Source organism: Nocardioides hankookensis (genome assembly GCF_042658885.1).
GTDB lineage: Bacteria > Actinomycetota > Actinomycetes > Propionibacteriales > Nocardioidaceae > Nocardioides > Nocardioides hankookensis.
Genome location: NZ_JBHSRJ010000003.1, coordinates 66,137 through 92,401 on the forward strand (window position 1 = coordinate 66,137; position 26,265 = coordinate 92,401).

At 70.8% G+C, this 26,265-nt stretch carries 31 protein-coding genes; 15 read left to right on the top strand and 16 right to left on the bottom strand.

Translation table 11 applies throughout. The annotated features are described in order from the left end of the window. The first annotated feature begins 6 nt into the window (after positions 1–6). From ACFPYL_RS05465 to ACFPYL_RS05480, 4 genes are all read left to right on the top strand, one after another. The gene (locus tag ACFPYL_RS05465) at positions 7–480 is read left to right on the top strand and encodes an SLOG cluster 4 domain-containing protein (RefSeq protein ID WP_379151357.1); all 474 of its coding nucleotides are present in this window, start codon (positions 7–9) and stop codon (positions 478–480) included. Positions 481–513: 33 nt separating this feature from the next. Next, entirely contained in the window at positions 514–1,353 is an 840-nt protein-coding gene (locus ACFPYL_RS05470; RefSeq protein ID WP_379151360.1) for a hypothetical protein, read from the top strand. Beyond that, the gene (locus ACFPYL_RS05475) at positions 1,350–1,844 is read left to right on the top strand and encodes a SigE family RNA polymerase sigma factor (RefSeq protein ID WP_379151363.1); all 495 of its coding nucleotides are present in this window, start codon (positions 1,350–1,352) and stop codon (positions 1,842–1,844) included. The genes ACFPYL_RS05470 and ACFPYL_RS05475 overlap by 4 nt, the downstream gene beginning before the upstream one ends. Positions 1,845–1,924: 80 nt before the next feature. Further along, positions 1,925–2,674, top strand: coding sequence for a septum formation family protein (locus ACFPYL_RS05480; protein WP_379151366.1), 750 nt, complete (start codon positions 1,925–1,927; stop codon positions 2,672–2,674). Here ACFPYL_RS05480 and ACFPYL_RS05485 read toward each other — a convergent pair. Next, positions 2,671–3,333, bottom strand: a complete 663-nt coding sequence (locus ACFPYL_RS05485) for a TrmH family RNA methyltransferase (RefSeq protein WP_379151369.1) — start codon at positions 3,331–3,333, stop codon at positions 2,671–2,673. The genes ACFPYL_RS05480 and ACFPYL_RS05485 overlap by 4 nt on opposite strands. 59 nt (positions 3,334–3,392) lie before the next feature. Here ACFPYL_RS05485 and ACFPYL_RS05490 point away from each other — a divergent pair, with 59 nt between their 5' ends. Both ACFPYL_RS05490 and ACFPYL_RS05495 read left to right on the top strand, forming a co-directional pair. Continuing rightward, complete coding sequence (locus ACFPYL_RS05490) at positions 3,393–4,151, top strand: DedA family protein (RefSeq protein ID WP_379151372.1); 759 nt, start codon at positions 3,393–3,395, stop codon at positions 4,149–4,151. Continuing rightward, positions 4,148–4,738 (top strand): GNAT family N-acetyltransferase, encoded by a 591-nt coding sequence (locus ACFPYL_RS05495; protein WP_379151375.1) that lies wholly within the window; start codon positions 4,148–4,150, stop codon positions 4,736–4,738. The genes ACFPYL_RS05490 and ACFPYL_RS05495 overlap by 4 nt, the downstream gene beginning before the upstream one ends. Here the strand turns inward: ACFPYL_RS05495 and pyrE are convergent. After that, complete coding sequence (gene pyrE, locus ACFPYL_RS05500) at positions 4,718–5,248, bottom strand: orotate phosphoribosyltransferase (protein ID WP_379151378.1); 531 nt, start codon at positions 5,246–5,248, stop codon at positions 4,718–4,720. The genes ACFPYL_RS05495 and pyrE overlap by 21 nt on opposite strands. A 169-nt stretch (positions 5,249–5,417) precedes the next feature. Between pyrE and ACFPYL_RS05505 the strand changes: the two genes are divergently transcribed. After that, complete coding sequence (locus ACFPYL_RS05505) at positions 5,418–6,572, top strand: pyridoxal phosphate-dependent aminotransferase (RefSeq protein ID WP_379151381.1); 1,155 nt, start codon at positions 5,418–5,420, stop codon at positions 6,570–6,572. Here the strand turns inward: ACFPYL_RS05505 and ACFPYL_RS05510 are convergent. The 8 genes from ACFPYL_RS05510 to ACFPYL_RS05545 form a co-directional block, all read right to left on the bottom strand. Continuing rightward, positions 6,523–7,524 (bottom strand): hypothetical protein, encoded by a 1,002-nt coding sequence (locus ACFPYL_RS05510; protein WP_379151384.1) that lies wholly within the window; start codon positions 7,522–7,524, stop codon positions 6,523–6,525. The two genes, ACFPYL_RS05505 and ACFPYL_RS05510, sit on opposite strands and share 50 nt — an antisense overlap. Before the next feature lie 12 nt (positions 7,525–7,536). Beyond that, positions 7,537–10,131, bottom strand: a complete 2,595-nt coding sequence (gene clpB / locus ACFPYL_RS05515) for an ATP-dependent chaperone ClpB (RefSeq protein ID WP_379151386.1) — start codon at positions 10,129–10,131, stop codon at positions 7,537–7,539. A gap of 34 nt (positions 10,132–10,165) precedes the next feature. Further along, positions 10,166–10,741 carry a hypothetical protein gene (locus ACFPYL_RS05520; RefSeq protein WP_379151389.1) on the bottom strand — a complete coding sequence of 192 codons (576 nt, stop codon included), beginning with the start codon at positions 10,739–10,741 and terminating at the stop codon, positions 10,166–10,168. A gap of 60 nt (positions 10,742–10,801) precedes the next feature. After that, positions 10,802–11,251 carry a heat shock protein transcriptional repressor HspR gene (locus tag ACFPYL_RS05525; protein ID WP_379151391.1) on the bottom strand — a complete coding sequence of 150 codons (450 nt, stop codon included), beginning with the start codon at positions 11,249–11,251 and terminating at the stop codon, positions 10,802–10,804. Between the two features lie 4 nt (positions 11,252–11,255). Next, positions 11,256–12,434 (bottom strand): molecular chaperone DnaJ, encoded by a 1,179-nt coding sequence (gene dnaJ / locus ACFPYL_RS05530; protein ID WP_379151394.1) that lies wholly within the window; start codon positions 12,432–12,434, stop codon positions 11,256–11,258. Positions 12,435–12,467: 33 nt separating this feature from the next. After that, complete coding sequence (gene grpE / locus ACFPYL_RS05535) at positions 12,468–13,022, bottom strand: nucleotide exchange factor GrpE (protein ID WP_379151397.1); 555 nt, start codon at positions 13,020–13,022, stop codon at positions 12,468–12,470. Beyond that, complete coding sequence (gene dnaK, locus ACFPYL_RS05540) at positions 13,019–14,872, bottom strand: molecular chaperone DnaK (protein ID WP_379151400.1); 1,854 nt, start codon at positions 14,870–14,872, stop codon at positions 13,019–13,021. The genes grpE and dnaK overlap by 4 nt, the downstream gene beginning before the upstream one ends. A gap of 140 nt (positions 14,873–15,012) precedes the next feature. Then, positions 15,013–15,456: an NUDIX hydrolase gene (locus tag ACFPYL_RS05545; RefSeq protein ID WP_379151403.1), complete on the bottom strand. Its 444-nt coding sequence runs from the start codon at positions 15,454–15,456 to the stop codon at positions 15,013–15,015. Between the two features lie 37 nt (positions 15,457–15,493). On the opposite strand from ACFPYL_RS05545, the gene ACFPYL_RS05550 reads away from it, so the two are divergent. Beyond that, a complete protein-coding gene (locus ACFPYL_RS05550; protein WP_379151406.1) occupies positions 15,494–16,339 on the top strand; it encodes an aldo/keto reductase in 846 nt (281 codons plus the stop codon). A 110-nt stretch (positions 16,340–16,449) separates the two neighbouring features. Here the strand turns inward: ACFPYL_RS05550 and ACFPYL_RS05555 are convergent, their stop codons facing one another. Together ACFPYL_RS05555 and ACFPYL_RS05560 are read right to left on the bottom strand one after the other, a co-directional pair. Then, entirely contained in the window at positions 16,450–16,956 is a 507-nt protein-coding gene (locus ACFPYL_RS05555; protein WP_379151408.1) for a MarR family winged helix-turn-helix transcriptional regulator, read from the bottom strand. A 4-nt stretch (positions 16,957–16,960) separates the two neighbouring features. After that, a complete protein-coding gene (locus tag ACFPYL_RS05560) occupies positions 16,961–17,452 on the bottom strand; it encodes a universal stress protein (RefSeq protein ID WP_379151411.1) in 492 nt (163 codons plus the stop codon). Between the two features lie 39 nt (positions 17,453–17,491). On the opposite strand from ACFPYL_RS05560, the gene ACFPYL_RS05565 reads away from it, so the two are divergent. Together ACFPYL_RS05565 and ACFPYL_RS05570 are read left to right on the top strand one after the other, a co-directional pair. Next, the gene (locus ACFPYL_RS05565; RefSeq protein WP_379151413.1) at positions 17,492–18,649 is read left to right on the top strand and encodes an EamA family transporter; all 1,158 of its coding nucleotides are present in this window, start codon (positions 17,492–17,494) and stop codon (positions 18,647–18,649) included. Continuing rightward, positions 18,618–18,758 (top strand): hypothetical protein, encoded by a 141-nt coding sequence (locus ACFPYL_RS05570; protein WP_379151416.1) that lies wholly within the window; start codon positions 18,618–18,620, stop codon positions 18,756–18,758. The genes ACFPYL_RS05565 and ACFPYL_RS05570 overlap by 32 nt, the downstream gene beginning before the upstream one ends. A gap of 223 nt (positions 18,759–18,981) precedes the next feature. On the opposite strand, the gene ACFPYL_RS05575 is transcribed toward ACFPYL_RS05570, so the two are convergent. The 3 genes from ACFPYL_RS05575 to ACFPYL_RS05585 are packed head-to-tail and all read right to left on the bottom strand — an operon-like array spanning position 18,982 to position 20,402. Continuing rightward, on the bottom strand, positions 18,982–19,470 hold the full coding sequence (locus tag ACFPYL_RS05575; protein ID WP_379151417.1) for a nitroreductase family deazaflavin-dependent oxidoreductase: 489 nt from the start codon (positions 19,468–19,470) through the stop codon (positions 18,982–18,984). After that, positions 19,467–19,958 (bottom strand): nitroreductase family deazaflavin-dependent oxidoreductase, encoded by a 492-nt coding sequence (locus tag ACFPYL_RS05580; RefSeq protein ID WP_379151420.1) that lies wholly within the window; start codon positions 19,956–19,958, stop codon positions 19,467–19,469. Before ACFPYL_RS05580 ends, ACFPYL_RS05575 begins: the two co-directional genes overlap by 4 nt. Before the next feature lie 6 nt (positions 19,959–19,964). Further along, positions 19,965–20,402, bottom strand: coding sequence for a nuclear transport factor 2 family protein (locus tag ACFPYL_RS05585; protein WP_379151423.1), 438 nt, complete (start codon positions 20,400–20,402; stop codon positions 19,965–19,967). An 89-nt stretch (positions 20,403–20,491) separates the two neighbouring features. On the opposite strand from ACFPYL_RS05585, the gene ACFPYL_RS05590 reads away from it, so the two are divergent. From ACFPYL_RS05590 to ACFPYL_RS05610, 5 genes are all read left to right on the top strand, one after another. Beyond that, positions 20,492–21,370: a TIGR03619 family F420-dependent LLM class oxidoreductase gene (locus ACFPYL_RS05590; protein WP_379151426.1), complete on the top strand. Its 879-nt coding sequence runs from the start codon at positions 20,492–20,494 to the stop codon at positions 21,368–21,370. A gap of 99 nt (positions 21,371–21,469) precedes the next feature. Continuing rightward, positions 21,470–22,618, top strand: coding sequence for a hypothetical protein (locus ACFPYL_RS05595; RefSeq protein ID WP_379151428.1), 1,149 nt, complete (start codon positions 21,470–21,472; stop codon positions 22,616–22,618). After that, entirely contained in the window at positions 22,615–23,457 is an 843-nt protein-coding gene (locus tag ACFPYL_RS05600) for an SDR family oxidoreductase (RefSeq protein WP_379151430.1), read from the top strand. The genes ACFPYL_RS05595 and ACFPYL_RS05600 overlap by 4 nt, the downstream gene beginning before the upstream one ends. 2 nt (positions 23,458–23,459) lie before the next feature. After that, positions 23,460–24,617: a sulfotransferase family protein gene (locus tag ACFPYL_RS05605; RefSeq protein WP_379151433.1), complete on the top strand. Its 1,158-nt coding sequence runs from the start codon at positions 23,460–23,462 to the stop codon at positions 24,615–24,617. Positions 24,618–24,675: 58 nt separating this feature from the next. Next, entirely contained in the window at positions 24,676–25,746 is a 1,071-nt protein-coding gene (locus ACFPYL_RS05610; RefSeq protein ID WP_379151435.1) for an NAD(P)H-dependent amine dehydrogenase family protein, read from the top strand. Here the strand turns inward: ACFPYL_RS05610 and ACFPYL_RS05615 are convergent. Further along, entirely contained in the window at positions 25,743–26,222 is a 480-nt protein-coding gene (locus tag ACFPYL_RS05615; RefSeq protein ID WP_379151438.1) for a hypothetical protein, read from the bottom strand. The two genes, ACFPYL_RS05610 and ACFPYL_RS05615, sit on opposite strands and share 4 nt — an antisense overlap. Positions 26,223–26,265: the final 43 nt, after the last annotated feature.

Sequence of the window (26,265 nt, forward strand, 5' to 3'; positions counted from 1 at the left end):
GGGCTCGTGTCGCTCGCCGGGAGGTACGTCGCCGTCGTCGGACCGGCCGACGGTGCCCGGCCGGAGGACCTCGCGCACGCCGAGGCCGTGGGCAGGCTGCTCGCCGAGGGCGGGGCGATCCTGCTGACCGGCGGCCACCACGGCGTGATGCAGTCCGCCGCGCGCGGCGCCGGCGGCGCCGGCGGCGTCTCGATCGGGCTGATGCCCGGCACCGACCGCGCCGAGGGCACCCCGGAGCACACGTTCCTGCTCCCCACCGGCCTCGGCGAGCTCCGCAACGGGCTGCTGGTGCGGGCGGCCGACGCGGTCGTCGCCGTCGGGTGCAGCTGGGGAACCCTGAGCGAGATCGCGCTCGCCCGGCGCACCGGCGTCCCCCTCGTGCTCCTCGACCCCTGGGAGCTGCCCGAGGACGTCGGAGTCGTGGCCGCCGATCCGGCCGACGCCGTACGCGCCGTGGCCGATCTGCTCGACGGCGCCTGACAACCGATCGGCCGCAGGACGCGTATCCCTGACATGGACACCGACATCAGGGACCGGCTCGAGCACTCCTTCGGTGACGGTCCGGCACACCCGCCGCTCGAGGAGCAGCTCACCGCCGGATCCAGGGCGCTGCGGCGGCGGCGCGGAACTGCCGCCGCGGCGGCCTGCGCGGTCGTCGTCGCACTGGGGGCGTCGTACGCCGTCGCCACCTCGGGCTCCTCGCCCGGCACGGGCAGCCGGATCGCCAACGAGCCGACCCCGTCGCCGTCGTCGGCCGCCTCGGCCTCCGGGCCGACCTGGGAGGACGACACCCCGGTCCGCTACGCCGAGGGCGAGCTGCAGATCCGCGCCGGCGTCGTCGTGCACGAGCACCTGGAGAATCCCTTCGGCTTCACGCCACCGAAGCTCTCCGACGCCCTCGACCTGACCTACGAGGGCCAGCGGATGTGGGTCCTGGCGCAGCGGGACGCGGAGGGCTACGGCTACACCTCGGCGGCGCCCAGCAACGGGTGGGCGAGCTTCGCCGACTGGGTCGCGGACCAGACGGGGAACGCCGTGCCCGGCGCCGACGGCTGGCCCGCCACGGTCCGGCTGACCGACCGCGGCGAGGTCGTCGCGGCACCCGGGGCCGAGGTCGTGCAGCGCACGGACGACCCGCGGCTCGGCCCCGACTTCGCGGCGCCCGGCACCCCGACGGGCGCCGCGGTGGTGACGGTCGGTGGTGACGACCGGTCGTTCTTCGTGGTCTGGCGGGTGATCGACGGCAAGCTCGACGTGATCACCACCCCGCCGCGTGACGTGGTCGGGGCGAGCTTCGACGAGCTCCTCACCCACGCCCGATTGCAGTACGCCGCGGAAGAAGGGCTGCGATGAGCCGTGCGTCTCGGGACGAGGGGTTCGTGGAGTTCGTCCAGGCCCGACGCACCCACCTGCGCCGGATCGCGTACGCCGTGTGCGGCGACTGGCACCGCGCCGACGACCTGACGCAGACCGCGCTCACCAAGCTGTACGTCGCGTGGCCGCGGGTCAGCCGCGACGGCCGCGAGGAGGCGTACGTCCGCACGATCATCGTGCGGGCCGACATCGACGAGCACCGGCGGCCGTGGCGTCGCGAGTCCGTCGGGCTCCCCGACGCCGAACGGGCGGGCCGCGAGCCGCTGCCGGTCGAGGACCGCTCGGCCCTGTTCGACGCGCTCCAGGCGCTGCCCCCGATGCAGCGCAAGGTCGTCGTGCTGCGGCACTGGCTCGGCCTCTCCGTCGCGGAGACGGCCCAGGAGCTGCGGATCAGCCAGGGCACCGTGAAGTCGCACAGCCACCGTGGCCTGGAGTCGCTGCGTGGCGTCCTCAGCGAGGAGCGCCACTAGTTTCCGGTTTTCCCCGACGCGGTCGTCGACGGCGCTCTACCTTGAGCGCCGCACCATCGACCACGATCTCGGGAGAGACCATGCCTCGCGTCCCTGTGACCGCCCTGCGCCGGCTCGGCACCCTTGCCGCCGGCTTCCTCCTCGTCGCCGGACTGGCCCACGTGCCTGCGGACGCGGACGGGACGACTCCCGACCCGATGGCGGGGGCGCCCGCCGTCGGCGCCTGCTACGACCTGACGCTCAAGGACGGCTGGGAGCACAGCGTCCCGAAGGAGCCGGTCGACTGCGCGTCCGACCACACCACCGTGGTGATCCGGGTCGGTGAGCTCGACGCCGGCCTCACCTGGAGCTCCTCCGAGAAGGCGATCGCGAAGAACGTCTCCGCCCAGTGCGGCGCCGCGTTCGCGGCGAAGGTCGGGTCGAAGCCCGCGCAGCTCATGTACTCGCAGTACTCGTGGTTCTGGTTCGAGCCGACCGACGCCGAGGAGGATGCCGGCGCCCGCTGGTTCAGCTGCCACCTCGCCGCACTCGAGGACAGGGCGCTCGGCGTCCTGCCGGACTCGCTCCCCCGCGCCGGTCGCAACCTCCCCGACGCGCTCGCACGGTGCTTCGTCGGCCGGAAGTTCGCGAAGACGACCTGTGCAGACCGGCACGACTGGCGGCTGGAGTTCGCGACCGTCGTCCACCAGAAGCCGACGGCGAAGAACATCGACGCGGCCAGCCAGCGGGTCTGCCCGCGTCACGTCTCGACCCGCACCTGGCTGCGGTCCGGCGTGCCGCTCGACCGGCGCTCGTTCGTCCTCGGCTGCTCGTCGAAGACCCGACGCTAGCCCCGCCAGGCGTCGCCGGACAGGTCGGCGTGCTCGCGGACCCAGGAGTGCATCGCGATCGCGGCCGCCGAGGACGCGTTGATCGACCGGGTCGAGCCGAACTGGGCGATCGAGAAGGTGGCGTCGCAGACCTCCCGGGCCGTGTCGGAGAGCCCGGGGCCCTCCTGGCCGAAGAGGAAGCACACGCGCTGCGGCAGCGACGTCGTCTCCAGGTGGAGCGAGCCGGGGAGGTTGTCCACGCCGTACAGGACGACGCCCTGCTCGTGGAGGTGGGCCGCCAGCCCGGCGACGGTGGCGTGGTGCCGGACGTGCTGGTAGCGGTCGGTCACCATCGCGCCGCGACGGTTCCACCGCCGGTTGCCGACGATGTGCACCTCGGCGGCCAGGAACGCGTTCGCGGAGCGCACGATCGTCCCGATGTTGAAGTCATGCTGCCAGTTCTCGATCGCCACGTGGAAGTCGTGCCGGCGGGTGTCGAGGTCGGCGACGATCGCCGCGACGGTCCAGTACCGGTACCGGTCGACGACGTTGCGCCGATCGCCCTCGGCCAGCAGCTGCGCGTCGTACTGCTCGCCCTCCGGCCAGGGCCCTTCCCACGGACCGACCCCCACCTCGGGTGGACCGTGCGGCATCGGGTCGTACGGCGCGCGGTCGTCCATCTGGGAAACGTTAGGGGATGGGTCCCGCGACATTCTGACCCGGCAGGTACCGTTTGTACGTGACCGCGCTCCTCGCGTCCCCCCACCTGAACCCGATGCTGTTCGGCATCAAGTGGATGGACCCCGACTGGCTCCTCTCCGAGTTCGGCTCGAGCCTGATCTGGCTGAGCCTGGTCATCGTCTTCATCGAGTGCGGGCTGTTCTTCCCGTTCCTGCCCGGCGACACCCTGCTCTTCGCGCTGGGGCTCTTCATCGCCGGCGGCCAGATCCACGTGCTCGGCATCGGCACCCCGATCGTGGAGCTCGTCGTCGCCGTGGTGCTGCTGACGACCGCCGCCCTGCTCGGCAACATCGTCGGCTACGAGATAGGCCGCGCCATCGGCCCGCCGCTCTACAACCGCGACGGACGGATCCTGAAGCGCAAGTACTTCGACGACACGTCGGCGTTCTTCGAGAAGCACGGCAGCAAGGCGCTCGTGATCGGGCGCTTCGTGCCGTTCGTGCGCACCTACATCACCGTCGTCGCCGGCGTCACGCGGATGGACCGCCGCAAGTTCTTCTCCTGGAGCCTGGTGGGCGCCGCCCTGTGGGTCGTCTCGATCACGCTGCTCGGCTACTTCCTCGGCAACGTGCCGCGGGTGGGGCCGTTCCTCTCGGAGAACATCGACTACGCGATCTTCGTGATCCTGCTCTTCACGGTCATCCCGATCGGCTTCGAGGCGATCAAGCGGCGTCGGCACCACCACGACCGCGACCGGTCCGCCCAGGCAGACGCAGTCACGGTCCCCGACCTCCCCGAGGAGCCCGCTGCCGGATGACCGGCTGGCGGCACGCCCGTAGCGAGCGGTTGTGGCTGGACGCGGTCTCCGCGACCGACCTCGACGGCGTCCACGCGATCCACGCCGACCCCGCGACCTGGACGCACTTCCCGGCCGGGCGGCACGTCTCGCCCGAGATGACCGCGGGCAAGATCGACCAGATGGTCGAGCAGTGGTCGGCCGACGGGCTCGGCTACTGGGGCGTGCGTGAGTCGGCCGGCGGACCGGTCGTCGGCGTGGCCGGCTGCGCCGTACCGGCCGGCTTCGCGTGGTGGAACCTCTACTACCGGTTCGCGGTCTCCGCCCAGGGCCGGCGGTACGCCGCCGAGGTCGCCCGCCGGGCGATCGAGGCCGCGCACGACGTGGCCCCCGACCGGCCGGTGCTGGCCTACCTCCTCGAGAGCAACGTCGCGTCGCGGCGTACGGCGGAGCGACTGGGGCTCCGGGAGGTCTGGAGAGGGCCGGACCGGGACAACCCCGACCCCGCCGCGGTGCGCATCGTCTACCTCGACCGCGACCCGGACGACGAGCTCACCCGTCGCGTCGAGGAGTTCTGCCGCGCGCGCTCAGGAACCGCTGCGGGCTGAGTCCAGCTGCGCCTTGGTGAGCACCGGGCGCACCTCGAGACCGACGTCAGCGAGCGGGTTCTCCCCCGCCGGGCTGCGGTCGATCGCGCAGACGACGACCTCGACGATCGCGCCCGCCTCGCGCAGCGCGTTCGTCGCGTCGCGGACGGCGCCGCCGGTGGTGATGACGTCCTCGACGAGCGTGACGCGCCGACCGGCGACGTCCGGGCCCTCGGCGAGCTTGCAGGTGCCGTACTCCTTCGCCTTCTTGCGCACGAAGAGCGCGGGCCGCCCGGTCAGGCTGCTGACCATGGTGGCGATCGGGACGCCGCCGAGCTCGAGGCCGCCGAGCAGGTCGGTGTCGTCGGGGAGCAGGCGCACCATCTCGCGCGCGACCCGGAGCAACAGCTGCGGGTCGGCCTCGAAGAGGTACTTGTCGAAGTACTCCGTGGCCTGCTGACCCGAGCGGAGCGTGAACTCCCCGGTCAGTCGGCAGATGGCGTCGATGTCGGCTGCGAGCGTCTCGTCCACGGTGGCCAGCCTAGCCATCGGGTCTCGATACGCTCGCTACTCGACCACCGAGGTCGTGCGTTGGTCGAGTAGCCCGTCGCGAGGGACGAGCGACGGCGTCGTGCGTTGGTCGAGTAGCCGTCGCGAGGGACGAGCGACGGCGTATCGAGACCTCGCTAGGGTCGGCCGCATGCTCGCGCACCGCCTCGACGGGATCCCGCCGACCATCTTCTCGGAGATGTCCGCGCTCGCCGTACGCACGCAGTCGGTCAACCTCGGCCAGGGCTTCCCGGACGCCGACGGCCCGCCGGAGGTCATCGCCCGGGCCGTGCGCGCCCTGGAGGGCGGGCTCAACCAGTACGCCCCGGGCACCGGCACGCCCGCGCTGCGACAGGCGATCGCGCGACACCAGCAGCGGCACTACGGGATCGAGCTCGACCCGGACACCCAGGTCGTGGTCACCACCGGGTGCACCGAGGCCATCGCCGCCGCCCTGCTCGGCCTCGTGGACCCGGGCGACGAGGTCGTCGTGCTCGAGCCCTACTACGACTCCTACACGGCGATGATCCAGATGGCCGGCGGCGTACGCCGTCCGGTGACGCTGCGGCCGCCGACCTTCCGGCTGGACGTCGACGAGCTGCGCGCCGCCGTGACCCCACGCAGCCGCTTCCTGCTCCTGAACTCGCCGCACAACCCGACCGGCACGGTGCTGACCCGCGACGAGCTCCAGGCCGTCGCCGAGGTCGCGATCGAGCACGACCTGGTCGTGATCACCGACGAGGTCTACGAGCACCTCGTCTACGACGGGCGCGAGCACGTCCCGCTCGCGACGCTGCCCGGCATGTTCGAGCGGACCCTGACGCTCTCGAGCGCTGGCAAGTCCTACTCGTTCACCGGCTGGAAGGTCGGTTGGGCGACCGGACCGGCCGATCTGGTCGGCGCGGTGCTGGCCGCCAAGCAGTGGTTGACCTTCACCTCGGGGTCGCCGCTGCAGCCGGCCGTGGCCTTCGCCCTCGACGAGGAGCCGGACTTCCCCGTGGCCCTGGCCGCCGACCTCCAGGCCCGCCGCGACCTGCTGTGCTCCGGCCTCGCCGAGGTCGGGCTCGACGTGCTGGTGCCGGAGGGCACCTACTTCGCCACCACCGACATCTCCGCCCTGGGCTGGGCGGACGGCCTCGCCTTCTGCCGCGCCCTGCCCGAGCGCGCCGGGGTCGTCGCGATCCCCACCCAGGGCTTCTACGACTCCACCGCCGGGGACCAGCTGGTGCGCTGGGCCTTCTGCAAGGAGCCCGCGGTCATCGAGGAGGGACTGGCCCGCCTGGCGAAGGCCGACCTGTCGGGGTGAACCACGGACGGGTGTCGGCCCGCAGCAGCAGGGCGATGCAGCACACGCTGGCGAGCAGCGGCGGGAGCAGGAGGATCGCACCGATCGCGGTCCCGGCCAGACAGATGGCGCCAGCCGTCGCGGCGGAGACCACCAGCACGACCCGAGCCCAGTCGACCCGGCGGTAGACCAGCACCGCGAGTGCCGCGGCCGCGAGGCACCAGAGGACCAGGCCGGCCACCATCAGGCAGGTCAGCACCACCAGCAGGTCGTCAGAGACGCCCTGCTGCGACAGCTCGGGGTACTGCCGGTGCATGCCGTCGAGCACCGAGTCGGGCGAGCGCACGATCAGGATCGCGTTGACCACCAGCCCCACCGCCACGGCAGCGGTGCACACCCAGGTGATCACGCACGCCCACCAGACCGCCGGGGGCCGGGCGGCGGACGCGGGCGCGGGCGCCGGCGTCGGGGCAGGGGCAGGGGCAGGGGCAGGCGGTGCCGGAGCTGGCGGTCCCACCGCCCGCGGCGTACGACGCTCGGGCGGCGGCGTGCCGTCGAACCACGACCGTGACGGCTGCAGCCAGAGGATGGCGGCCGAGGCGGCCACGACCGAGGTGATGAACCCACCGGTGACCATGCCCGCGAGGAAGAGAGGCACGGCCAGCACGGTCACGGCGGCTCGGGCGCTCCGGCTGCGCCGCAGCACGTGGAAGCCCAGGATCCCGGCGGCCGTGGCACACCCCGCGGTCACCATCGCCAGGGTGCGGACGGCCGAGGTCGCCCCCTCGACGCCGAGGCCGAGGCTGGACAGCGGCGGCTCGGAGATCGCCCGGCGCACGGTCTCCTGGAACTCGATCGTGTGCAGGCCGGCGAGCCGGTCCACGACCAGCCCCAAGGCGAAGGCGGAGCCGACCATGATGAGCCACCCCGCCATGGTCACCTGGCGGGGTCGCTCCGGGGTCGGCTCGCTCACGACATCATTGGATCACGAGGACGTCAGCACGAGGCCGTCACCGTCGGGCGACCGGTCCACGGTGACGCCGCCGCCGTCGGCGACCTGGCCGGCGATCAGCAGCTTCGCCAGCGGGTCGCCGATCGCGTTCTGGATCAGGCGGCGCAGCGGGCGGGCGCCGTACGCCGGGTCGTAGCCGGTGTCCGCGAGCCAGCGCTTGGCCTCGTCGGTCACCGAGATCGTGATCCGCCGGACGGCCAGCCGCTTCTCGAGCATCGCGAGCTGGAGGTCGACGATGTGGGCGAGCTCCTCGATGGTGAGCGCGTCGAAGATGACGATCTCGTCGAGCCGGTTGAGGAACTCGGGCTTGAACGACCCGCGCACCGTCGCCAGCACCGACTCCCGCTTCGTGGCCGCGTCCAGGGACGGGTCGACCAGGAAGTTCGAGCCCAGGTTGCTGGTCAGGATCATCAGCGTGTTGCGGAAGTCGACCGTGCGCCCCTGCCCGTCGGTGAGCCGACCGTCGTCGAGCACCTGCAGCAGGATGTCGAAGACCTCGGGGTGCGCCTTCTCGACCTCGTCGAGGAGCACGACGGAGTACGGGCGCCGCCGGACCGCCTCGGTCAGCTGGCCGCCCTCGTCGTACCCGACGTAGCCGGGAGGGGCGCCGACGAGCCTGGCCACCGAGTGCTTCTCGGAGTACTCGCTCATGTCGATGCGCACGATCGCGCGCTCGTCGTCGAAGAGGAAGTCGGCGAGCGACTTCGCGAGCTCGGTCTTGCCGGTGCCGGTGGGGCCGAGGAAGAGGAAGGAGCCGGTCGGCCGGTTGGGGTCCGACAGCCCGGCGCGCGAGCGGCGTACGGCGTCGCTGACGGCCACGACCGCGCCGCGCTGGCCGATCAACCGCTCGCCGATGACCTCCTCCATCTTGAGGAGCTTGGCCGTCTCGCCCTCGAGCATCCGCCCGACGGGGATGCCGGTCCACGCCTCGACGACCTCGGCCACCTGCTCGGCACCGACCTGGTCACCGACCAGCGGGTCGATCGTCGACTCCTCGGTCTCGGCGGCGGCCTCCAGGGCCTTCTCGAGCTCCGGGATCTTGCCGTAGAGCAGCTCGCTGGCCTCGTCGAGCTTGCCCTCGCGCATCATCCGGTCCGCCTGCACCTTGACGGCGTCGAGCCGGCGGCGCAGCTCGCCCTCACCCTCGAGCGAGGACTTCTCCTGGTCCCAGCGGGACTCGAGCGCGCGCAGCGACTCCTCCTTGTCGGCGAGGTCGGCGCGCAGCTTGTCGAGCCGGTCCTTGGACGCGTCGTCGCTCTCCTTCTCGAGGGCGAACTGCTCCATCTTCAGCCGGTCGACCTGGCGGCGGAGCTGGTCGATCTCCTCCGGCGACGACTCGATCTCCATCCGCAGCCGGGACGCGGCCTCGTCGATGAGGTCGATCGCCTTGTCGGGCAGGTTGCGGCCGGTGATGTAGCGGTCGGAGAGGGTGGCGGCGGCCACCAGCGCGGCATCGGTGATGCGGACGCCGTGGTGGGCCTCGTACTTCTCCTGGATGCCGCGCAGGATCTGGATGCTGTCCTCGACCGACGGTTCGCCGACGAAGACCTGCTGGAAGCGACGCTCCAGCGCCGGGTCCTTCTCGATCCGCTCGCGGTACTCGTCGAGCGTCGTCGCGCCGATCATGTGCAGCTCGCCGCGCGCCAGCATCGGCTTGAGCATGTTGCCGGCGTCCATCGCGGAGTCGCCACCGGCGCCCGCGCCGACGACCGTGTGCAGCTCGTCGATGAACGTGATGATCTGCCCGCCGGCGTCCTTGATCTCCTCGAGCACGGCCTTGAGCCGCTCCTCGAACTCGCCGCGGAACTTCGCACCCGCGACCATCGCCGCCAGGTCGAGGCTGAGGACGCGGCGACCCTTGAGCGAGTCGGGGACGTCGCCCTCGACGACGCGCTGCGCGAGGCCCTCGACGACGGCGGTCTTGCCGACGCCGGGCTCGCCGATCAGCACGGGGTTGTTCTTGGTACGCCGCGAGAGCACCTGGATCACCCGGCGGATCTCGGAGTCGCGGCCGATGACCGGGTCGAGCCGGCCGTCCTCGGCCGCCTCGGTGAGGTCCACGGAGTACTTCTCCAGCGCCTCGTACGTCGACTCCGCGTCCTGGCTCGTCACCCGGCGGTTGCCGCGCACGGCCGTCAGGCCCTCGCGCAGCCCGGCCTCGGTGAGGCCCGCGTCGAGCAGCACCTTCTGGGCGCTGCTCTCGACACCGGCGATCGCGATCAGCAGGTGCTCGGTCGCGACGAAGTCGTCCTTCATCCCGTTGGCGAGGTCGAGCGCCGCGGCGAGCACCCGGGTCAGCGCCGCGGATCCCGACGGCTGCTGCACGGTCGCGCCGCTCGCGGTCGGCAGCGCAGCCAGCGCCGCCTCCGCCTTCGCGGTCAGCGCCTTCGCGTCCGTGCCGGCCTTGGTGACCAGGTTGCGCGGGGTGCCGTCCTCCTGGCGCAGCAGCGCCACCAGCAGGTGGATCGGCTCGACGTTCGTGTTGCCGCCGGTGGTCGCGGCCAGCTGCGCGGCCTCGATGGCCTCGCGGCTGCGCGTGGTGAACTTCTCGGCTCCGAAGGTGCTCATCGGTGTGACTCTCCTGGTCGTCGTACGAATGCGTTCATGTCTGGTGCCCCGCGAGCGCGAGGTAGCGCAGGGCCAGCGGCGAATCGCTGACCGTGCCGCCCTGCTCGAGGTGCTCGGCCTGGTCGCGCAGGGTTCGCACGACCCCGGACCGTCCCGGAGCCCAGCGATCGATCTCGTCGGCGACCGTGCGCAGGAACGGCGCCGACTGGCAGCGGTCGCCGCCGAGGTCTAGGGCGACCAGCGGCAGGTACAGGGACGTCCGTGCCCCGGCACCGCGCACCTCGAGCACTGCCTGCCCACTCCGGTTGCTGCGCACCCGGACCCGGTCGGCGTCGGCCCAGCGGACCACGCGCGGGAGGGCACCCCACACGTCACGCCCGACCGTCCCGGCGGTGCGGTCGAGCCAGGACCGACGCCCCATGAGGAAGCCCAGGAGCGACCCGAGCACCACCAGCGCGACCACCGCGGCGACCTGGTTGCCGCGCGGCTGGGTGAGCAACGCCCACACCACGACCCCGACGACGCCCACGACGGCAGCCACGACGGACAGCCAGGTCGTGGCCGACCGGCTGGTCAGCCGCGGGACGGCGACCCGGTCACGGGCGACCATCGGCGCCCCTCTCGAACCGGGCGACCTTCTCCGCGGCCATCAGCAGCACGTCGACCATGGTCAGCGACCCCTTCTCCAGACGACGACGGACTGGCCCGGCTGTCCCGGGTTGGGGGGAGGCTGGTGGAGGACGGGCAGGCGGCTCGGCGGGGCGTCGCTGCGCCGGGCTGCGGCCGCCTGCCGCAGCGCCTCCCGGGTCGCGGCGAGCTCGGCCTGGAGCTCGTCGTTGCGCTGCACGAGGGCGGCGATCCGGTGCTCGAGGTCGAGGATCCGTCGTACGCCCTCGATGCCGATGCCGGACGCGGTGAGGTCGCTGATCTCGCGCAGCAGCTCGATGTCGCGGTGGGTGTAGCGACGGCCGCCGCCCCCGGTGCGGCCGGGCGTGATCAGCCCCATCCGCTCGTAGGTGCGCAGCGTCTGCGGGTGCAGCCCGCTCAGCTCCGCGGCGATGGAGATGACGTAGACAGCGCTGTCGGGACCCGGCGGCTCGATCGGCCCGCGCGCTGCCATGGGCTCAGGCCTCCTCGAAGAGCTTCGAGCGCAGCGGCTTGCCGGCGGTCGCGGCGCGGTAGGCCTCGACCGCCTCGCGGGCGGCCGCGTCGAGCACCGCGGGCACCTGCACCTCGACGGTCGCGAGCAGGTCGCCCTTGGTGCCGTCGGACTTCGTGGCGCCACGACCCCGGACCCGGAAGGTCCGCCCGTTCGGAGTGCCGGCCGGCACCTTGAGGGTGACCGGCGCACCGCCGAGGGTGGGGATCTTGATGTCCGCGCCGAGCGCGAGCTCGTCGAAGGAGACGGGCACGTCGAGCAGCAGGTTGTCGTCCTTGCGGCCGAAGAGACGGTGCCCGGAGACCTTCACGGTGACGTAGAGGTCGCCGGCCGGGCCGCCGTGGTCGCCGGGGGCGCCCTTGCCGCGCAGCCGGATCCGCTGGCCGTCCTTGACGCCGGCGGGGATGCGCGCCTGGATGGTGCGCGCCGACGTGCCGCGGCCGCTGCCGTGGCAGGTCGGGCAGGACTCGTCGTAGACGAGCTGGCGTCCGCCGCACATCGGGCAGGTCTCGTTGATCGAGAAGCCGCCACCCGCGTTGCCGAGCACGAAGCCGGCGCCCTCGCACTGGGGGCAGACGTGCGGCTTGGTGCCCGGCTTGCCGCCGGTGCCCTTGCAGTCGGGGCACGCGGAGTCGGAGGTCAGCCGCAGCGACACCGTGACGCCGTCGATGGCATCGGTGAAGCTGATGGTCGCGGTCGTGTCGACGTCCGGGCCCTTCTGGGCCCGGGGCGCACGCCGGCTGCGGCCGCCGCCACCGAAGAGGTCGCCGAACATGTCGCCGAACCCGCCGCCACCGCCGCCCCGCTCACGGAGCAGGTCGTTGAGGTCGAAGCCTCCGCCACCGCCGCCGCCGGGGAACCCGCCGCCGCTGAAGCCCCCGCCGAACCCGCCGGCGTAGGCGCTGCGCATCTCGTCGTACTTGGCGCGCTTGTCGGCGTCGCCGACGACGTCGTAGGCCTCGGCGACCGCCTTGAACTTGTCGTGCTTGGCGGTGTCCCCGGGGTTGGAGTCGGGGTGGTTGGCGCGCGCGAGCTTGCGGTAGGCCTTCTTGATCTCGTCGGACGTCGCGGTCTTGCTGACGCCGAGCGTGGCGTAGAAGTCCTTCTGCGCCCAGTCGGCCCGGAAACCATCATTCGAGCTCATCGCGCACCTCCCTCCTCGTCTGTGTTGTCGTGATCAGGCCGTCGGCCCGCTCGGCGGGTCCACGACCAGCACCTGAGCGGCCCGGACGACCCGGCTGCCGATCCGGTACCCCGCCTTGGCCACGACCTTGCAGGTCGTCACCTCGACGTCGGGGTCCTCGCCGATGTGGCTGAGGGCCTCGTGGATCGTCGGGTCGAAGGCCTCGCCCGGCGCACCGAACTTGGTGAGACCGAGCCCGGCGACGACGCGCTCCAGCTGGTCGGCGACCGTCTGGAAGCCGGCGTCGAGGTCACCGTGCTCGCGGGCCCGGTCGATGGTGTCGAGGACCTCGGTGATCGGGGCGAGCGCGGCGTACGTCGCGTTCTCCCGGATCAGGTCGCGGTCCCGCTCGACCCTGCGCTTGTAGTTGACGAACTCGGCCTGCAGCCGCTGGAGGTCGTTGGTGAGCTCGCCGACAGCGCGCTGCGCGACCGCCAGCTCGTCCTCCTCGACCTCCCCCGGCTCGCCGGAGCCCTGGGCCGGAGAAGCAGGGGTCTCCTGCTCCTCCGGCTCGGGGATGACCTGCTCGTCCTGGGACGGCTCGGTCACTTGGCCTCGCCCTCAGCAGGGTCCTCGTCCACGATCTCGGCGTCGACGACGTCGTCGTCGGCCTCGCCGGTGGAGCCGTCCGAGCCACCCGCGGCGGCCTGGTCGGCCTCGGCGGCGGCGTACATCGCGGCACCCATCTTCTGGCTGGACTCACCGAGCTTCGTGACGCCGGCCTGGATGGTCTCGGCGCTGGCCTCGGCGTCCTCGAGGATCGCCTTGAGCGCGTCGACGTCGGCCTGGACCTCCGTCTTCACGTCCTCGGGCAGCTTCTCGGCGTTGTCGGCGAGGAACTTCTCGGTCGTGTAGACGAGCTGGTCGGCCTGGTTGCGGGTCTCGACCGCGGCGCGCCGGTTGGCGTCCTCCTCGGCGTACTGCTCCGCCTCCTTGACCATCCGGTCGATGTCGTCCTTCGACAGCGCGGAGCCGCCGGAGATCGTCATCGACTGCTCCTTGCCGGAGCCCTGGTCCTTCGCGGTCACGTGCACGATGCCGTTGGCGTCGATGTCGAAGGTGACCTCGACCTTCGGGATGCCCCGCGGCGCCGGCGGCAGGCCGGTCAGCTCGAAGTTGCCGAGCGGCTGGTTCTGCGACCACATCTGGCGCTCGCCCTGGGCGACCTTGATCTCGACCGACGGCTGGTTGTCGTCGGCGGTCGTGAAGATCTCGGACCGCTTGGTCGGGATCGTCGTGTTGCGCTCGATCAGCGTGGTCATCACGCCGCCCTTGGTCTCGATGCCGAGGGAGAGCGGGGTCACGTCGAGGAGCAGCACGTCCTTGACCTCGCCCTTGAGGACGCCGGCCTGGAGGGCGGCGCCCACGGCGACGACCTCGTCCGGGTTGACGCCCTTGTTGGGCTCCTTGCCGCCGAGCAGCTCCTTGACGACGTCGGTCACGGCCGGCATCCGGGTGGAGCCGCCGACGAGCACGACGTGGTCGATCTTGCTGACGTCGACGCCACCGTCCTTGAGGACGCTCTGGAACGGCGCCTTGGTGCGGTCGAGCAGGTCGGCGGTCAGCTTCTGGAACTCGCTGCGGGTCAGCTTCTCCTCGAAGTGCAGCGGGCCGGACTCGCCGTGCGTGATGTAGGGCAGGTGGATCGTGGTCTCGGAGGACGACGACAGCTCGATCTTCGCCTTCTCCGCAGCCTCCTGGAGGCGCTGCTTGGCGATCTTGTCGGCCCCGAGGTCGACGCCGTTGTTGTCCTTGAACTTCTTGACCATCCAGTCGACGACGCGGGCGTCCCAGTCGTCACCACCGAGGTGGTTGTCGCCCGAGGTCGCCTTGACCTCGACGACGCCCTCGCCGATCTCGAGGAGGGACACGTCGAACGTGCCGCCACCGAGGTCGAAGACGAGGATCGTCTGGTCGTCGCCCTTGTCGAGGCCGTAGGCCAGGGCGGCCGCGGTCGGCTCGTTGACGATGCGGCTCACGTTGAGGCCCGCGATCTCGCCGGCCTCCTTGGTGGCCTGGCGCTGGGCGTCGGAGAAGTACGCCGGGACCGTGATCACCGCGTCGGTGACGGTCTCGCCGAGGTAGGCCTCCGCGTCGCGCTTGAGCTTCTGGAGGACGAACGCGCTGATCTGCTGCGGCGTGAAGTCCTTGCCGTCGATGTCGGTCTTCCAGTCGGTGCCCATGTGGCGCTTGACCGAGCGGATGGTCCGGTCGACGTTGGTCACGGCCTGGCGCTTGGCGACCTCGCCGACCAGGACCTCGCCGGACTTGGCGAAGGCGACGACGGACGGGGTCGTCCGGGCACCTTCGGCGTTTGCGATGACGGTGGGTTCGCCACCCTCGAGGACGGCGACGACGCTGTTCGTCGTGCCGAGGTCGATGCCGACCGCACGTGCCATGTTCTCTGTACCTCCGGGTATCGGGTGCTGCTTCAGCCCCCATCCTGCGGGGCCGGAGTCAGTCTGACAAATAAGTTGAGTCCGATCAACTCAACTTTGCTTACTTGGCTCAACGGAGGTCCGGCGCCCGTCATTCCCGGTCAGCCGATGAATTTCCGGATCAGGCCGATCCGCTCGAGCGCGGGCACCTCGGCGAGCGGGATCCACCGCGCCTCGCTGGTCGACCCGCCCACCTCGTGGGTCAGCTCACCCCCGGTCACGGTCGCCTCGTAGACGACCTGGACGTTCTTCTGGGGGCGATCACCCACGCGCGCGAACCGCTTCTCGGGCGCCATCACGAAGGTCTCCACCCCGAGCAGGCCGGTCAGCTCGACGTCGTACCCCGTCTCCTCCCGCACCTCCCGGACCGCCCCCTCGGCCGGCGTCTCGTCCAGCTCGACCCCACCACCCGGCAGGGACCACATCAGGATCGGGACCTCCGGCTCGTCCCACAGCGCGAGCAGCACGTGGTCGTCACGCACGATGACGGCGTAGGCGCCCAGGCGGGTGTCGTAGTCGGTGAATTCGGGGGGAGTGAGCTCCATGGGAATGTTCTACCCCCGTCTCGGAGATGGAACAGGTATGACCGTTTCCAACGTCGTCCTGAACAACGAGACCACCATCCCCCAGCTCGGCTTCGGGGTCTTCCAGGTGCCGCCGGCCGACACGGCCGCGGTCACCGGCACCGCGCTCGAGGTCGGCTACCGGCACATCGACACCGCGCAGATGTACGGCAACGAGGCGGGCGTCGGCGAGGCGATCAAGGCCTCCGGCATCGCCCGCGACGAGCTCTACGTCACCAGCAAGCTCAACAACACGTTCCACGAGCCGGACGCCGCGCGGCGCGCGTTCGACGAGACGCTGGAGCGCCTCGGCCTCGACCGGATCGACCTCTTCCTCATCCACTGGCCGCTGCCCACGCGCTACGACGGCGACTTCGTCTCCACCTGGCGCACCCTCGCGGAGTTCGTCGAGGACGGCCGCGCGACGTCGATCGGCGTCTCCAACTTCCAGCCGGCCCACCTGGACCGGATCGTCGCGGAGACCGGCGTCGTCCCGGCGGTGAACCAGATCGAGGTGCACCCCTACTTCACCAACGAGGAGGCACGCGCGGCCTCGATCCGGCACGGCATCGAGGTCGAGGCCTGGTCGCCGATCGCGCAGGGCAAGGTGCTCGACGACGCCGTCATCGGCGAGATCGCGACCGCCCACGGCAAGACGCCCTCGCAGGTCACCCTGCGCTGGCACATCGAGCGCGGCGACATCGTCTTCCCGAAGTCGGTGCGCGAGGAGCGGATGCGCGAGAACTTCGACATCTTCGACTTCACCCTCACCGAGGACCAGGTCGCCGCGATCAGCGGCCTCGACCAGGGCGAGGCCGGTCGCACCGGCCCCAACCCGGACACCTTCGACTGGATCCCCGACTGAGCCAACTGCTGAGTGGTTTCGAGGCTCGTCGCTAGCGCTCCTCGCACCTCAACCACCGACACGGTGGTTGAGGTGCGAGCGCAGCGAGCCTCGAAACCACCACCGACGACTCAGTCGCCGAGGGCCCGGCCCCAGGACTCGAGGGTCCTGGCGAGCCGAGCCCGCTCGGCGTCGGGGAGCATCCCGACCAGCCGGTGCTCGTTGGCCATGTGGGCGACGAACGCCCGGTCGATGAGGTCGAGGCCCGCGGGGGTCAGGGCGACCACGCGCCCGCGTCCGTCCGCGTCGCTCACCCGGCGCGTCACCCAGCCCTGCTCGACGCAGCGGTCGACGCGCTTGGTGACCGCGCCCGACGAGACCATCGTCCAGTCGGCGAGGTCGCGCGGCGTCAGCGCGTACGGCGGGGGCTCGCGACGCAGCGTCGCGAGGATGTCGAACTCGCCCTCGCCGAGCCCGAACTCGGCGTAGACCGCGACCAGCTCCTCGGTCAGGCGGGCCGCCAGCCGGTGCAACCGGCCGATGACGCCCTGAGGAGAGACATCGAGGTCCGGCATCGCCTCGTGCCACTTCGCCATGATCCGGGCGACGTGGTCGGGCTCCGGCTTGTCGGCCGCCACGGCGCTACTCCCCGATCAGCTCGTCGAGCTCACGCAGCCGTTCGACGTCGGAGGAGTGCTCGTCGCGCACGACCACGACCGGGCAGCCGGCGTGGCGGGTGCACTGCTCGCTCACCGAGCCGAGCGCCAGGCCCTTGAACCCGCCGAGGCCCCGAGCCCCGACGACGACCAGGTCGGCACTGTGGGACGCCTCGATCAGCGCGTTCGCGGGCGCGGAGCGGACCGCCTCGCAGACGACCTCGACGTCCGAGTCACGCTCGGCGACGGTCGCGTCGACGTCCGCTCGCAGGTCCTGGAGCACCGCGGCCTCGAAGTCCTCGAGCGGTGGGACGTATCCCCGCGTCATCGAGGCCGGGCGCGGCGCGGTCGACATCGACCAGCCGCGGAGCACCCGGACCCGGGCGCCACAGTGGGCCCCGTAGTCGAGCGCCCAGGCCAGCGCGAGGCCGGCGGTGGGCGACCCGTCGTGGCCGACGATCACGGTGCGGTTCCCCATGGCCGGAATATATCTCACCTGGAAACTATTATGTCTTCCGTGGAAACTAATCTGCCTCTTCGTGGGGGCGGGACGCTCGCCGTCGCCGCCCTCGCTCCCATCGCGTGGGGCTCGGGCTACTACGTGACCGAGACGTTCCTGCCGCCCGACCGCCCGCTCTTCGGCGCCCTGGTCCGGGCCCTGCCGTTCGGACTGGTGCTGCTCGCGCTCCGACCGCGCCTGCCGCAGGGCATCTGGTGGTGGCGGGCGCTCGTGCTCGGCACCCTGAACATCGGCGCCTTCTTCGTGCTGATCTTCATCGCGGCGTACCGGCTCCCGGGCGGCACTGCGGCCACGCTCACCGCGACCGCCCCGATCGTCGTGATGCTGGTCGCGTGGGCCCTCATCGGTGAGCGTCCACGAGCCGCGGCCCTGGCGGGGGCGGGGGTCGGCGCGGCCGGCGTCGCGCTGCTCGTGCTGCGTGCGGACTTCGCCGTCGACCCGGTCGGCGTCGCCGCGTCGTTCGGTGCCGTCACCATGTCGTCGGTCGGCTTCGTGCTGGTCAAGCGCTGGAAGCCGCCCGTCGACATGCTGACCTTCACCGCCTGGCAGCTGGTCGCCGGAGGCCTGGTGCTCCTGCCGGTCGCCCTGGTCGTCGAGGGCGCGCCGCCCGCGCTCAGCCCGAGCGCGATCGGCGGCTTCCTCTACCTCGGGCTGGCCGGCACCGTCGTGGCGTACGTCGTGTGGTTCCGCGGGCTGCGCCGGCTGCCCGCGGGAGCGGTCTCGCTGGTCGGCCTGCTCAACCCGGTCTCGGGCACGATCATCGGCGTCGCGCTGGCGGGCGAGTCGTTCGGCGGCAGCCAGGCCCTCGGCCTGCTGCTGGTGCTCACCGGCATCCTCGCCGGGCAGCCGGCCGTGACCGACCGGTTGCGGCGCTCAGCCCGTGACGGTGACCCGGACCTCGTCGGACTTGAGGTTGGTGTCGCTGTCGACGACGCGGAACCGGTTCTCGCCGACCTTGCTGGTCTGCACGGCGATCTGGAACGTCTCCCCGCTGACCGAGCCGGTCGCCGGGAAGTCCACCCAGGAGCCGTCCTGGAAGCGCTGGACCGTGAGGATCGCACCCTCGCCCTCGGGGTAGACACCGGTCAGCTGGAACTGCTCCATCGGGCCGACCTCGGTGGTCGTGGAGGAGAGGCTGATCTCGGCCTTCGGTGACTCGCTGGCGGTCTTCGACGGCTTGTCGGCCGGACTCTCGGTCTCGCCGGGCGCCAGCGTGATCTCCGGGTCGGTGCCGGACTCCGTCTTCGACGGCGTCGGCAGGTAGAGGCTCGCCTGGCCGTCGGAGGCCGAGCTCGAGTCGTCGCCGCCGAGGCCGAGGACCTTCGTCCCCGCGAGCACGACCAGCCCGATCACGAGGCCGACGACCAGCCCCACGCCCACGAGGGCCACCAGGCCCGCGATGATCGGGTGCTCCTCGCCAAGCCGGTCCGGCTCCTTCTCGGCCACGTCTTCCTCTTCCGCTGGTGGGCTCGTACGCCGCCATTCTCTCAGCGGGGTTCGAGCACGACGACCGGGATCTCCCGGTCCGTCCACCGACGGTAGTTGACGAAGTCGGCGTAGAGCGCATCGAGGCGTGGCCAGAGGGCGGCGGCCTCGTCGGCGGTGGCGACCCGGGCGCGGACCGGGCGCAGCTCGGCGCGGATCTGCACGGTCGTCTCCGGGTGGGCCATCAGGTTCCGGTACCACTGCGGGTCGTGGTGCATGCCGCCCTGCGACGCGACGATCACGACGTCCGGGCTGTCGTCGAGGTAGAGCAGCGGCGTCGTGAACGCGGTGCCCGACTTCCTCCCGACGTGGTCGAGCAGCAGCACCGGCACCGGGTGGAAGAGGGCCGAGCCGTTGCGCCACTGGTGGAGCAGCCGGCCGTTGCTGCGGCGGTAGATCCACACGTGCGTCCGCGCGATGCGGCCCATGGCGCGCTTGTAGAGCGGGTGGTTGAGACCCGTGGGTCGCGACTTCGCCTTCGGCGTGCTCATCTCGGGCTGAGTATGACGACCGGGATCTCCCGATCGGTCCACTTCGCGTACTTCTCGAAGTCGGCGTAGAGGTCGACCAGCCGCGGCCAGAGCTCGGCGCGCTCCCCCGCGTCGGCGGTGCGGGCGCGGACCCGGCGTACGCCCTCCTTGCGGACCCGGACCGCGGCGTCGGGGTGTGCGACCAGGTTGGGGTACCACTGCGGGTTCTTCGGCAGCCCGCCCTGCGAGGCGACGATGACGAGGTCGGCGCCGTCCTCGAGGTAGAGCAGCGGGGTCGTGAACGTCGTGCCGGACTTGCGCCCGACGTGGTCGAGCAGCAGCGTCGGGACCGGCTTCCTCCAGCCGGCGCCGACGCGCCACTTCGAGCCGATGCGACCGTTGGTCAGCCGGAACACCCGCACCTGGGCCTTCGCCATGTACTTGATGACCTTGGCGGTCACCGGCGAGTCGAGGCCGTCCGGCTTCTCCTCAGGCAGCCCGAGCTTCACGACGTCTCACATCCCGCGTTTCCAGACGATCTCCTCGTGCAGCTGGCGACTGCGCCAGCCGTCCGGCGTCCGCACGAGCGTGTGGTGGTAGATCCCGCCGAACTCGACGACCTTCTCCCCGCCCTTGCCGTCCTCCATCGGCATCGGGTTGTGGAAGTACGCCGAGCAGGTCGCCTCGTCGCCGCCGCCTTCCTCGGGAAACGCGATGTCGAGCTGGTGCAGCGAGTGCATCCGCTTCGGGAAGAACGCCGGCAGCACCTCGGCGAGCCACGGCTTCACCTCGGCGTACGACGCCTCGATCCCGCCGGACTCGACGTAGTTGATCCGGGCGTCGGGGGTGAAGACGGTGTCGAGCTTGTCCCACTCGCCCGTGTCGATGCCGCGCGTGTAGCGGATGACCACGTTCTCGATCTCGACGCGGTCGCTGATCTCCTGGAGGTCCACGCTGGAACTCTGGCACAAAACTGGAACACGTTCTACCCTTCGGTACACCGGCTCGTACCTCGCCGGCACTCAGGGACCGAAGGACGGAAATGAGATTCAGCTACGCCGAGGCGATGACGCAGGCGACGTACTACGCACCCCTGGCGCAGGCGGCCGAGGCCGCCGGCTACACCAGCATGACGGTCGCGGACAGCGTCATCTACCCGAAGGACTCCGACTCGAAGTACCCCTACACCGACACGGGGGACCGCGAGTTCCTCGACGGCAAGGAGTTCATCGAGACGATGGTGCTGTGCGCGCACCTCTTCGCGGTGACGACGACGCTGCGGCTGACGCCGTTCGTGCTCAAGCTCCCGATCCGCCCGCCGGTGCTGGTCGCCAAGCAGGCCTCGTCGCTGGCGTTCCTCTCGAACAACCGGCTCGGCCTCGGCGTCGGCATCTCGCCGTGGCCCGAGGACTTCGACGCGATGGGCGTCGACTGGGCCAAGCGCGGCAAGCGCATGGACGAGTGCATGGACATCCTCCGCGGTCTCACCACGGGTGAGTTCTTCGAGTACCACGGCGACTTCTACGAGGTCGACGCCCTCAAGCAGTGCCCGGGCGCGACCGAGAAGATCCCGCTCCTGGTCGGCGGCCACGCCGACGCCGCACTGCGCCGCGCCGTCGTCAAGGGCGACGGCTGGATGCACGCCGGCGGCGACGGCGAGGAGCTGGACCGGATGCTCGTCCGGCTCGCCGAGATCCGCAAGGAGGAGGGCGACACCCGCGACGACTTCGAGGTGCACGTGATCTCGTACGACGCCTACACCCTCGACGGCGTGAAGCGCCTGGAGGACAAGGGCGTCACCGACTGCATCGTCGGCTTCCGGGTCCCCTACATCAAGGGCCCCGACACCGAGCCGCTCGACAAGAAGATCAAGCACCTCGAGCAGTTCGCCGAGAACATCATCCACAAGGTCGGTGGTTGAGGTGCGAGGGCCGCTGGGCCCGAGCCTCGAAACCACCACTCGCCACCTCGGAGGTTTCGAGGCTCGCTTCGCTCGCACCTCAACCACCGAGGGGGCGCGATGAGTGAGTCGCTGAACCTGACGAAGGTCCTCCAGGACGCGATCGCGGAGGCGGAGGAGCTCGTCGCGAACGCGCCGTTCATCAAGACCGAGCAGGACCGCCTCGAGGGCTACGACTACCTGTCCGGCCGGATCCGGATGGCCATGCAGATGGCCTTCGACTACGACCTGGAGCGGCCGGTCTTCATCAACCCGACGCACCAGTTCTCCCGGCAGGGCCTGGACAACCCGGACGCCATCTACTTCAACGCCTACCTGCGCGAGGGCGTCGAGTACGTCGTCCGCGGGCGTCGTGGGACGTCGGCCGACCTCTCCTTCCAGGTGATGGGCGGCACCTACAGCGCCACCTCGGCGGCCACGTCGATGATGGCCTTCGACGACCGCGAGCTGGAGAAGGACGCCGACGGCAACTTCGAGTTCCGCTACGTCGCCGAGCCCGGCGCGAAGACGATGATCGTGCGCGAGGTCTTCAACGACTGGGACACCGAGGAGCGCGGCACGCTCTGGATCGAGCGGCCCGACACGGTCGACAAGCCGGCCGCACCGCTCACCCAGAAGGTGCTCGCGAAGAAGTACGAGGTCGCAGCCCGCTCGCTGGTCGGCTCGATCCAGACGTGGTTCGCCTTCCCCCAGTTCTTCCAGTACAAGGAGCCGGTCAACACCCTGACCGCGCCGCAGTCGACGCCTGGCGGCCTGGCCTCGCAGCGCTCCTCGATCGGCCACTACGAGCTCGCCCCCGACGAGGCGATGATCGTGACCGTGCCGGAGTGCGACGACTGCTCCTACCAGGCCATCCAGATCGGCTCCGACTGGTACGCCTCGACCGACTACGAGACCCACCAGACCTCGCTGACCAAGGCGCAGGCCGTCACCGACCCCGACGGCAGGATGCGGTTCGTCATCTCGGAGGGCAACCCTGGCATCGCCAACTGGCTCGAGTGCACCGGTCACACGACCGGCGCGATGATGCTGCGCTGGCAGCGCCTCACCCGTGACCTGACCCAGGACGCCGACGGTCCGGTCGTCGAGGTCGTCAAGCTCGCCGACGTCCCCGAGAAGCTCCCACACTTCACCCCCATCACCACCGAGGAGTACGCCGAGCGCATCGCCGCGCGACAGCGCTCCGTTGCCCGAAGGATGATCAGTTGAACACCGAGCTTGGCTACGCCGAGGCCCACGACACCTCCATCGAGGAGCGGTACGACGCCGTACCGCTGCTGAAGGGGAAGGTCGTCGTCATCTCCGGCATCGGCCCCGGCCTCGGCCGGTCGCTGGCCGTGGAGGCCGCGAAGATGGGCGCCGACCTGGTGATCGCCAGCCGCACCGAGTCGCGGCTCCTCGAGCTCCAGGCCGAGCTCGAGGGCTACGGGGTCAAGGTCCTGAGCGTCGTCACCGACGTCCGCAACGAGGAGTCGCGGGTCAACCTGCGCGACAAGAGCCTCGAGGCGTTCGGCCGCGTCGACTGCGTCATCAACAACGCGTTCACCATCCCGCCGATGGACCCGATCACCCAGATCGACCCGGTGAAGCTGGCGAAGGTCAACGAGACCAACGTGTTCGCGCCGCTGCGGCTCTCCGCGCTCTTCGCCGACGCGCTGTCGGAGGCCAAGGGCTCGATCATCATGCTCAACTCCTGCGTCTCCTTCTCCTCGCAGCCCGAGTACGCCGGCTACAAGCTGTCGAAGGGCGCCCTCGAGCACCTCGCCTCGTCGCTGGCCACCGAGCTCGGCCCGCGCGGCATCCGCGTCAACAGCGTGGCCCCGTCGTACATCTACGAGGACGTCAACCGCGGCTACTTCGACTTCCTCGCGGCGGTCGAGGAGAAGACGCACGAGCAGGTGTACGCCGAGAAGGCCGGGCCGACCGACCTCAAGCGGCTCGCGTCGTCGGAGGAGGTCGCCCGCGCGACGCTCTTCCTCGCCAGCGACCTGGCCTCCGCCGTCACCGGCCAGATGCTGACCGTCGACTGCGGCGAGTTCCACGACTGACCATGTCCGACAACATCATGGTGCGGGAGCGGCCCGACGTCGGGTCGTACGAGGACATCGTCGCGGCCGCCGTCCGCACCACCGGCATGGACGACTTCGGTGACGGGGTCCACGAGGAGGGCCTGCGCGTCCTCACCGAGGACCTGTCGTCCCCGGAGGCGGGCCTGACCCCGCGGGGCAACTACTTCCAGCGCTCCGAGGTGAAGTCGGCGCTGGTCGGCGTTCTTCTGACGCAGGCGCAGTTCGCCGCGCACCCGGAGCACCGCGACGTACCCATCGAGCGGCCGATCTTCCTGATGGGGCTGCCGCGCACCGGCACCACGGCGCTGCACCGCTACCTGCACGCGGACCCGATGTCGCAGGGCCTGGAGATGTGGCTGACGCAGTACCCGCAGCCGCGGCCGCCGCGCGACACCTGGGAGTCGGACCCGATCTTCAACGCCATGCAGCAGGCATTCTCCGCGCACCACGTCGAGAGCCCCGAGTTCATGGGGATCCACTACATGGACGCGACGACGGTCGAGGAGTGCTGGCGGCTGCTGCGGCAGACCGGCAAGTCCAACTCCTACGAGTCGCTGGCCAACCTGCCGCGCTACACCGAGTGGCTCAAGCAGCAGGACTGGACCGACGCCTACGCGCGGCACAAGGAGAACCTCCAGCTGGTCGGGCTCAACGACCCGGAGAAGCGCTGGATCCTCAAGAACCCCTCGCACATGACGGCGCTCGACGCGCTGATGACGGTCTATCCCGATGCGCTGATCGTCTACACGCACCGCGACCCGGTCACCTGCATCGCCTCGTCGTGCTCGCTGTCCGCGGAGACGACGGTCGGCCACAGCTCGACGTACGTCGGCGGCGTCATCGGCCACACGCAGCTGGACCTCTGGTCGCGGGCCTTCCACGCGTTCCACGACGCGCGGCCGAAGTACGACCAGAGCCAGTTCATCGACATCGCCTTCAAGGACCTGGTGACCGACCCGCTCGGCGTGACCCGCCGGGTCTACGACCAGTTCGGGCTCGACTGGACCCCCGAGGTGCAGTCGGCGATCGAGGAGATCGACCAGGAGTCCAAGCAGGGCAAGGCGAAGCCCTCGCACACCTACACGCTCAAGGACTACGGCCTCACCGAGGACCGGGTCCGCGCCGCGTTCGACCGCTGACGGCGGTTGAGGTGCGAGCGGAGCGAGCCTCGAAACCCCGTCAGCCAAAGGAGACAACATGAAGAAGCGGGTCGTCGTCTGGGGCACCGGCGTCGTCGGATCGATGGTGATCGCCGAGATCGTGGACCACCCGGTCTTCGAGCTGGTCGGCGTCGGGGTCTCCAACCCCGCCAAGGTCGGCGTCGACGCGGGCACCATCTGCGGCATCGCGCCGACCGGCGTGATCGCGACCGACTCGGTCGAGGAGCTCGTCGCGCTGAGGCCCGACGCCCTCGTCCACTACGGCCCGACGGCGCAGTACGCCGACGACAACATCCGGGTGATGTCGGCCTTCCTGCGTGCGGGCATCGACGTCTGCTCGACGGCGATGACACCGTGGGTCTGGCCCTCGATGAAGGAGATCCCGGCCAACTGGCGCGACCCGATCACGCAGGCCTGCGAGGAGGGTGGCGCGTCCTGCTTCACCACCGGCATCGACCCGGGCTTCGCCAACGACCTCTTCCCGATGACGCTGATGGGGCTCTGCGGCCGGGTCGACTCGGTGCGCGCGTCGGAGCTGCTCGACTACACCGACTACGAGGGCGACTACGAGGACGAGATGGGCATCGGCCGCTCGCCCGACTTCACCCCGCTCCTCGAGATCCCCGAGCTGCTGATCATGGCGTGGGGCGCGACCGTGCCGATGATCGCGCACGCCGCCGGCATCGAGCTCGACGACATCACGACCACCTGGGAGAAGTGGGTGACGCCGACCGATCGCAAGACGGCCAAGGGCGTCATCGAGGCGGGCAACGTCGCGGCCATCCGCTTCACCATCAACGGCGTGTACGACGGGCGCGAGGTCATCACCCTCGAGCACGTCAACCGGATCGGCCTCGACGCCGCCCCCGACTGGCCCGCCGGCTCGGGCGACGACGTCTACCGGGTGGACATCAAGGGCTCGCCGTCGATCAGCCAGGAGACGGCCTTCCGCTTCACCGACGGCACCGGCCGCGCACCCGCCGTCGCCGGCTGTCTCGCGACCGGGCTCCGCGCCCTCAACGCCGTGCCCGCCGTCAACGACCTGCCCGCCGGCTGGGTCACCGCCCTCGACCTCCCGCTGGTCCCGGGCGTCGGCACCATCCGTTAGACGTCGTGAGTTTCATCGGCCGGCCGATGAAACTCACGCTTGGACGATGAAGCTTTGTCGTCCAGGCATGAGTTTTGTCGGCTGGCCGACAAAACTCTCACGCCCCGATGGTCGCGCGGAGTCCGCGTATCTCGGGCGTATCCGAACCGCTCGTGTCCCTGGGTGTTGCCTCGGACGACGGCGGCCGTGCCGCCACCGGCAGACAGCTCTGCGAGCGCGAGGTTCGAGGGGTCGCCGTAACCCGAGTTCTCCATGGCCAGGAACCCACCGGCCACGTCCGCGATGGCGTACCAGGCATCCTCCAGGTCCTCGCGGCGGTCGAGCTGCTCCTGCCCGAGCGGTCGCCTCTCGTCCACGCCGAGCGCCTGGACGACCGCGCGGCGCGTGGAGCCGGTCACGAGCACGATCGTCAGCGACTCGGTGTCGACCGCGGCCTGTCGGAAGACGCCGACGTAGTAGTTCGGATCAGCACTCATGCGAGGCAAGGTACGACCTCGCCGACATCGATGGGCCGAATCG

Bases quoted from the DNA above. Each gene is read 5' to 3' on its own strand.
- ACFPYL_RS05470 (WP_379151360.1), top strand. From the start codon at position 514: ATGGACACCGACATCAGGGACCGGCTCGAGCACTCCTTCGGTGACGGT.
- ACFPYL_RS05475 (WP_379151363.1), top strand. From the start codon at position 1,350: ATGAGCCGTGCGTCTCGGGACGAGGGGTTCGTGGAGTTCGTCCAGGCC.
- ACFPYL_RS05480 (WP_379151366.1), top strand. From the start codon at position 1,925: ATGCCTCGCGTCCCTGTGACCGCCCTGCGCCGGCTCGGCACCCTTGCC.
- ACFPYL_RS05485 (WP_379151369.1), bottom strand. From the start codon at position 3,333: ATGGACGACCGCGCGCCGTACGACCCGATGCCGCACGGTCCACCCGAG.
- ACFPYL_RS05495 (WP_379151375.1), top strand. From the start codon at position 4,148: ATGACCGGCTGGCGGCACGCCCGTAGCGAGCGGTTGTGGCTGGACGCG.
- ACFPYL_RS05505 (WP_379151381.1), top strand. From the start codon at position 5,418: ATGCTCGCGCACCGCCTCGACGGGATCCCGCCGACCATCTTCTCGGAG.
- clpB (WP_379151386.1), bottom strand. From the start codon at position 10,131: ATGAGCACCTTCGGAGCCGAGAAGTTCACCACGCGCAGCCGCGAGGCC.
- ACFPYL_RS05520 (WP_379151389.1), bottom strand. From the start codon at position 10,741: ATGGTCGCCCGTGACCGGGTCGCCGTCCCGCGGCTGACCAGCCGGTCG.
- ACFPYL_RS05525 (WP_379151391.1), bottom strand. From the start codon at position 11,251: ATGGCAGCGCGCGGGCCGATCGAGCCGCCGGGTCCCGACAGCGCTGTC.
- dnaJ (WP_379151394.1), bottom strand. From the start codon at position 12,434: ATGAGCTCGAATGATGGTTTCCGGGCCGACTGGGCGCAGAAGGACTTC.
- dnaK (WP_379151400.1), bottom strand. From the start codon at position 14,872: ATGGCACGTGCGGTCGGCATCGACCTCGGCACGACGAACAGCGTCGTC.
- ACFPYL_RS05545 (WP_379151403.1), bottom strand. From the start codon at position 15,456: ATGGAGCTCACTCCCCCCGAATTCACCGACTACGACACCCGCCTGGGC.
- ACFPYL_RS05550 (WP_379151406.1), top strand. From the start codon at position 15,494: ATGACCGTTTCCAACGTCGTCCTGAACAACGAGACCACCATCCCCCAG.
- ACFPYL_RS05560 (WP_379151411.1), bottom strand. From the start codon at position 17,452: ATGGGGAACCGCACCGTGATCGTCGGCCACGACGGGTCGCCCACCGCC.
- ACFPYL_RS05575 (WP_379151417.1), bottom strand. From the start codon at position 19,470: ATGAGCACGCCGAAGGCGAAGTCGCGACCCACGGGTCTCAACCACCCG.
- ACFPYL_RS05590 (WP_379151426.1), top strand. From the start codon at position 20,492: ATGAGATTCAGCTACGCCGAGGCGATGACGCAGGCGACGTACTACGCA.
- ACFPYL_RS05595 (WP_379151428.1), top strand. From the start codon at position 21,470: ATGAGTGAGTCGCTGAACCTGACGAAGGTCCTCCAGGACGCGATCGCG.
- ACFPYL_RS05605 (WP_379151433.1), top strand. From the start codon at position 23,460: ATGTCCGACAACATCATGGTGCGGGAGCGGCCCGACGTCGGGTCGTAC.
- ACFPYL_RS05610 (WP_379151435.1), top strand. From the start codon at position 24,676: ATGAAGAAGCGGGTCGTCGTCTGGGGCACCGGCGTCGTCGGATCGATG.
- ACFPYL_RS05615 (WP_379151438.1), bottom strand. From the start codon at position 26,222: ATGAGTGCTGATCCGAACTACTACGTCGGCGTCTTCCGACAGGCCGCG.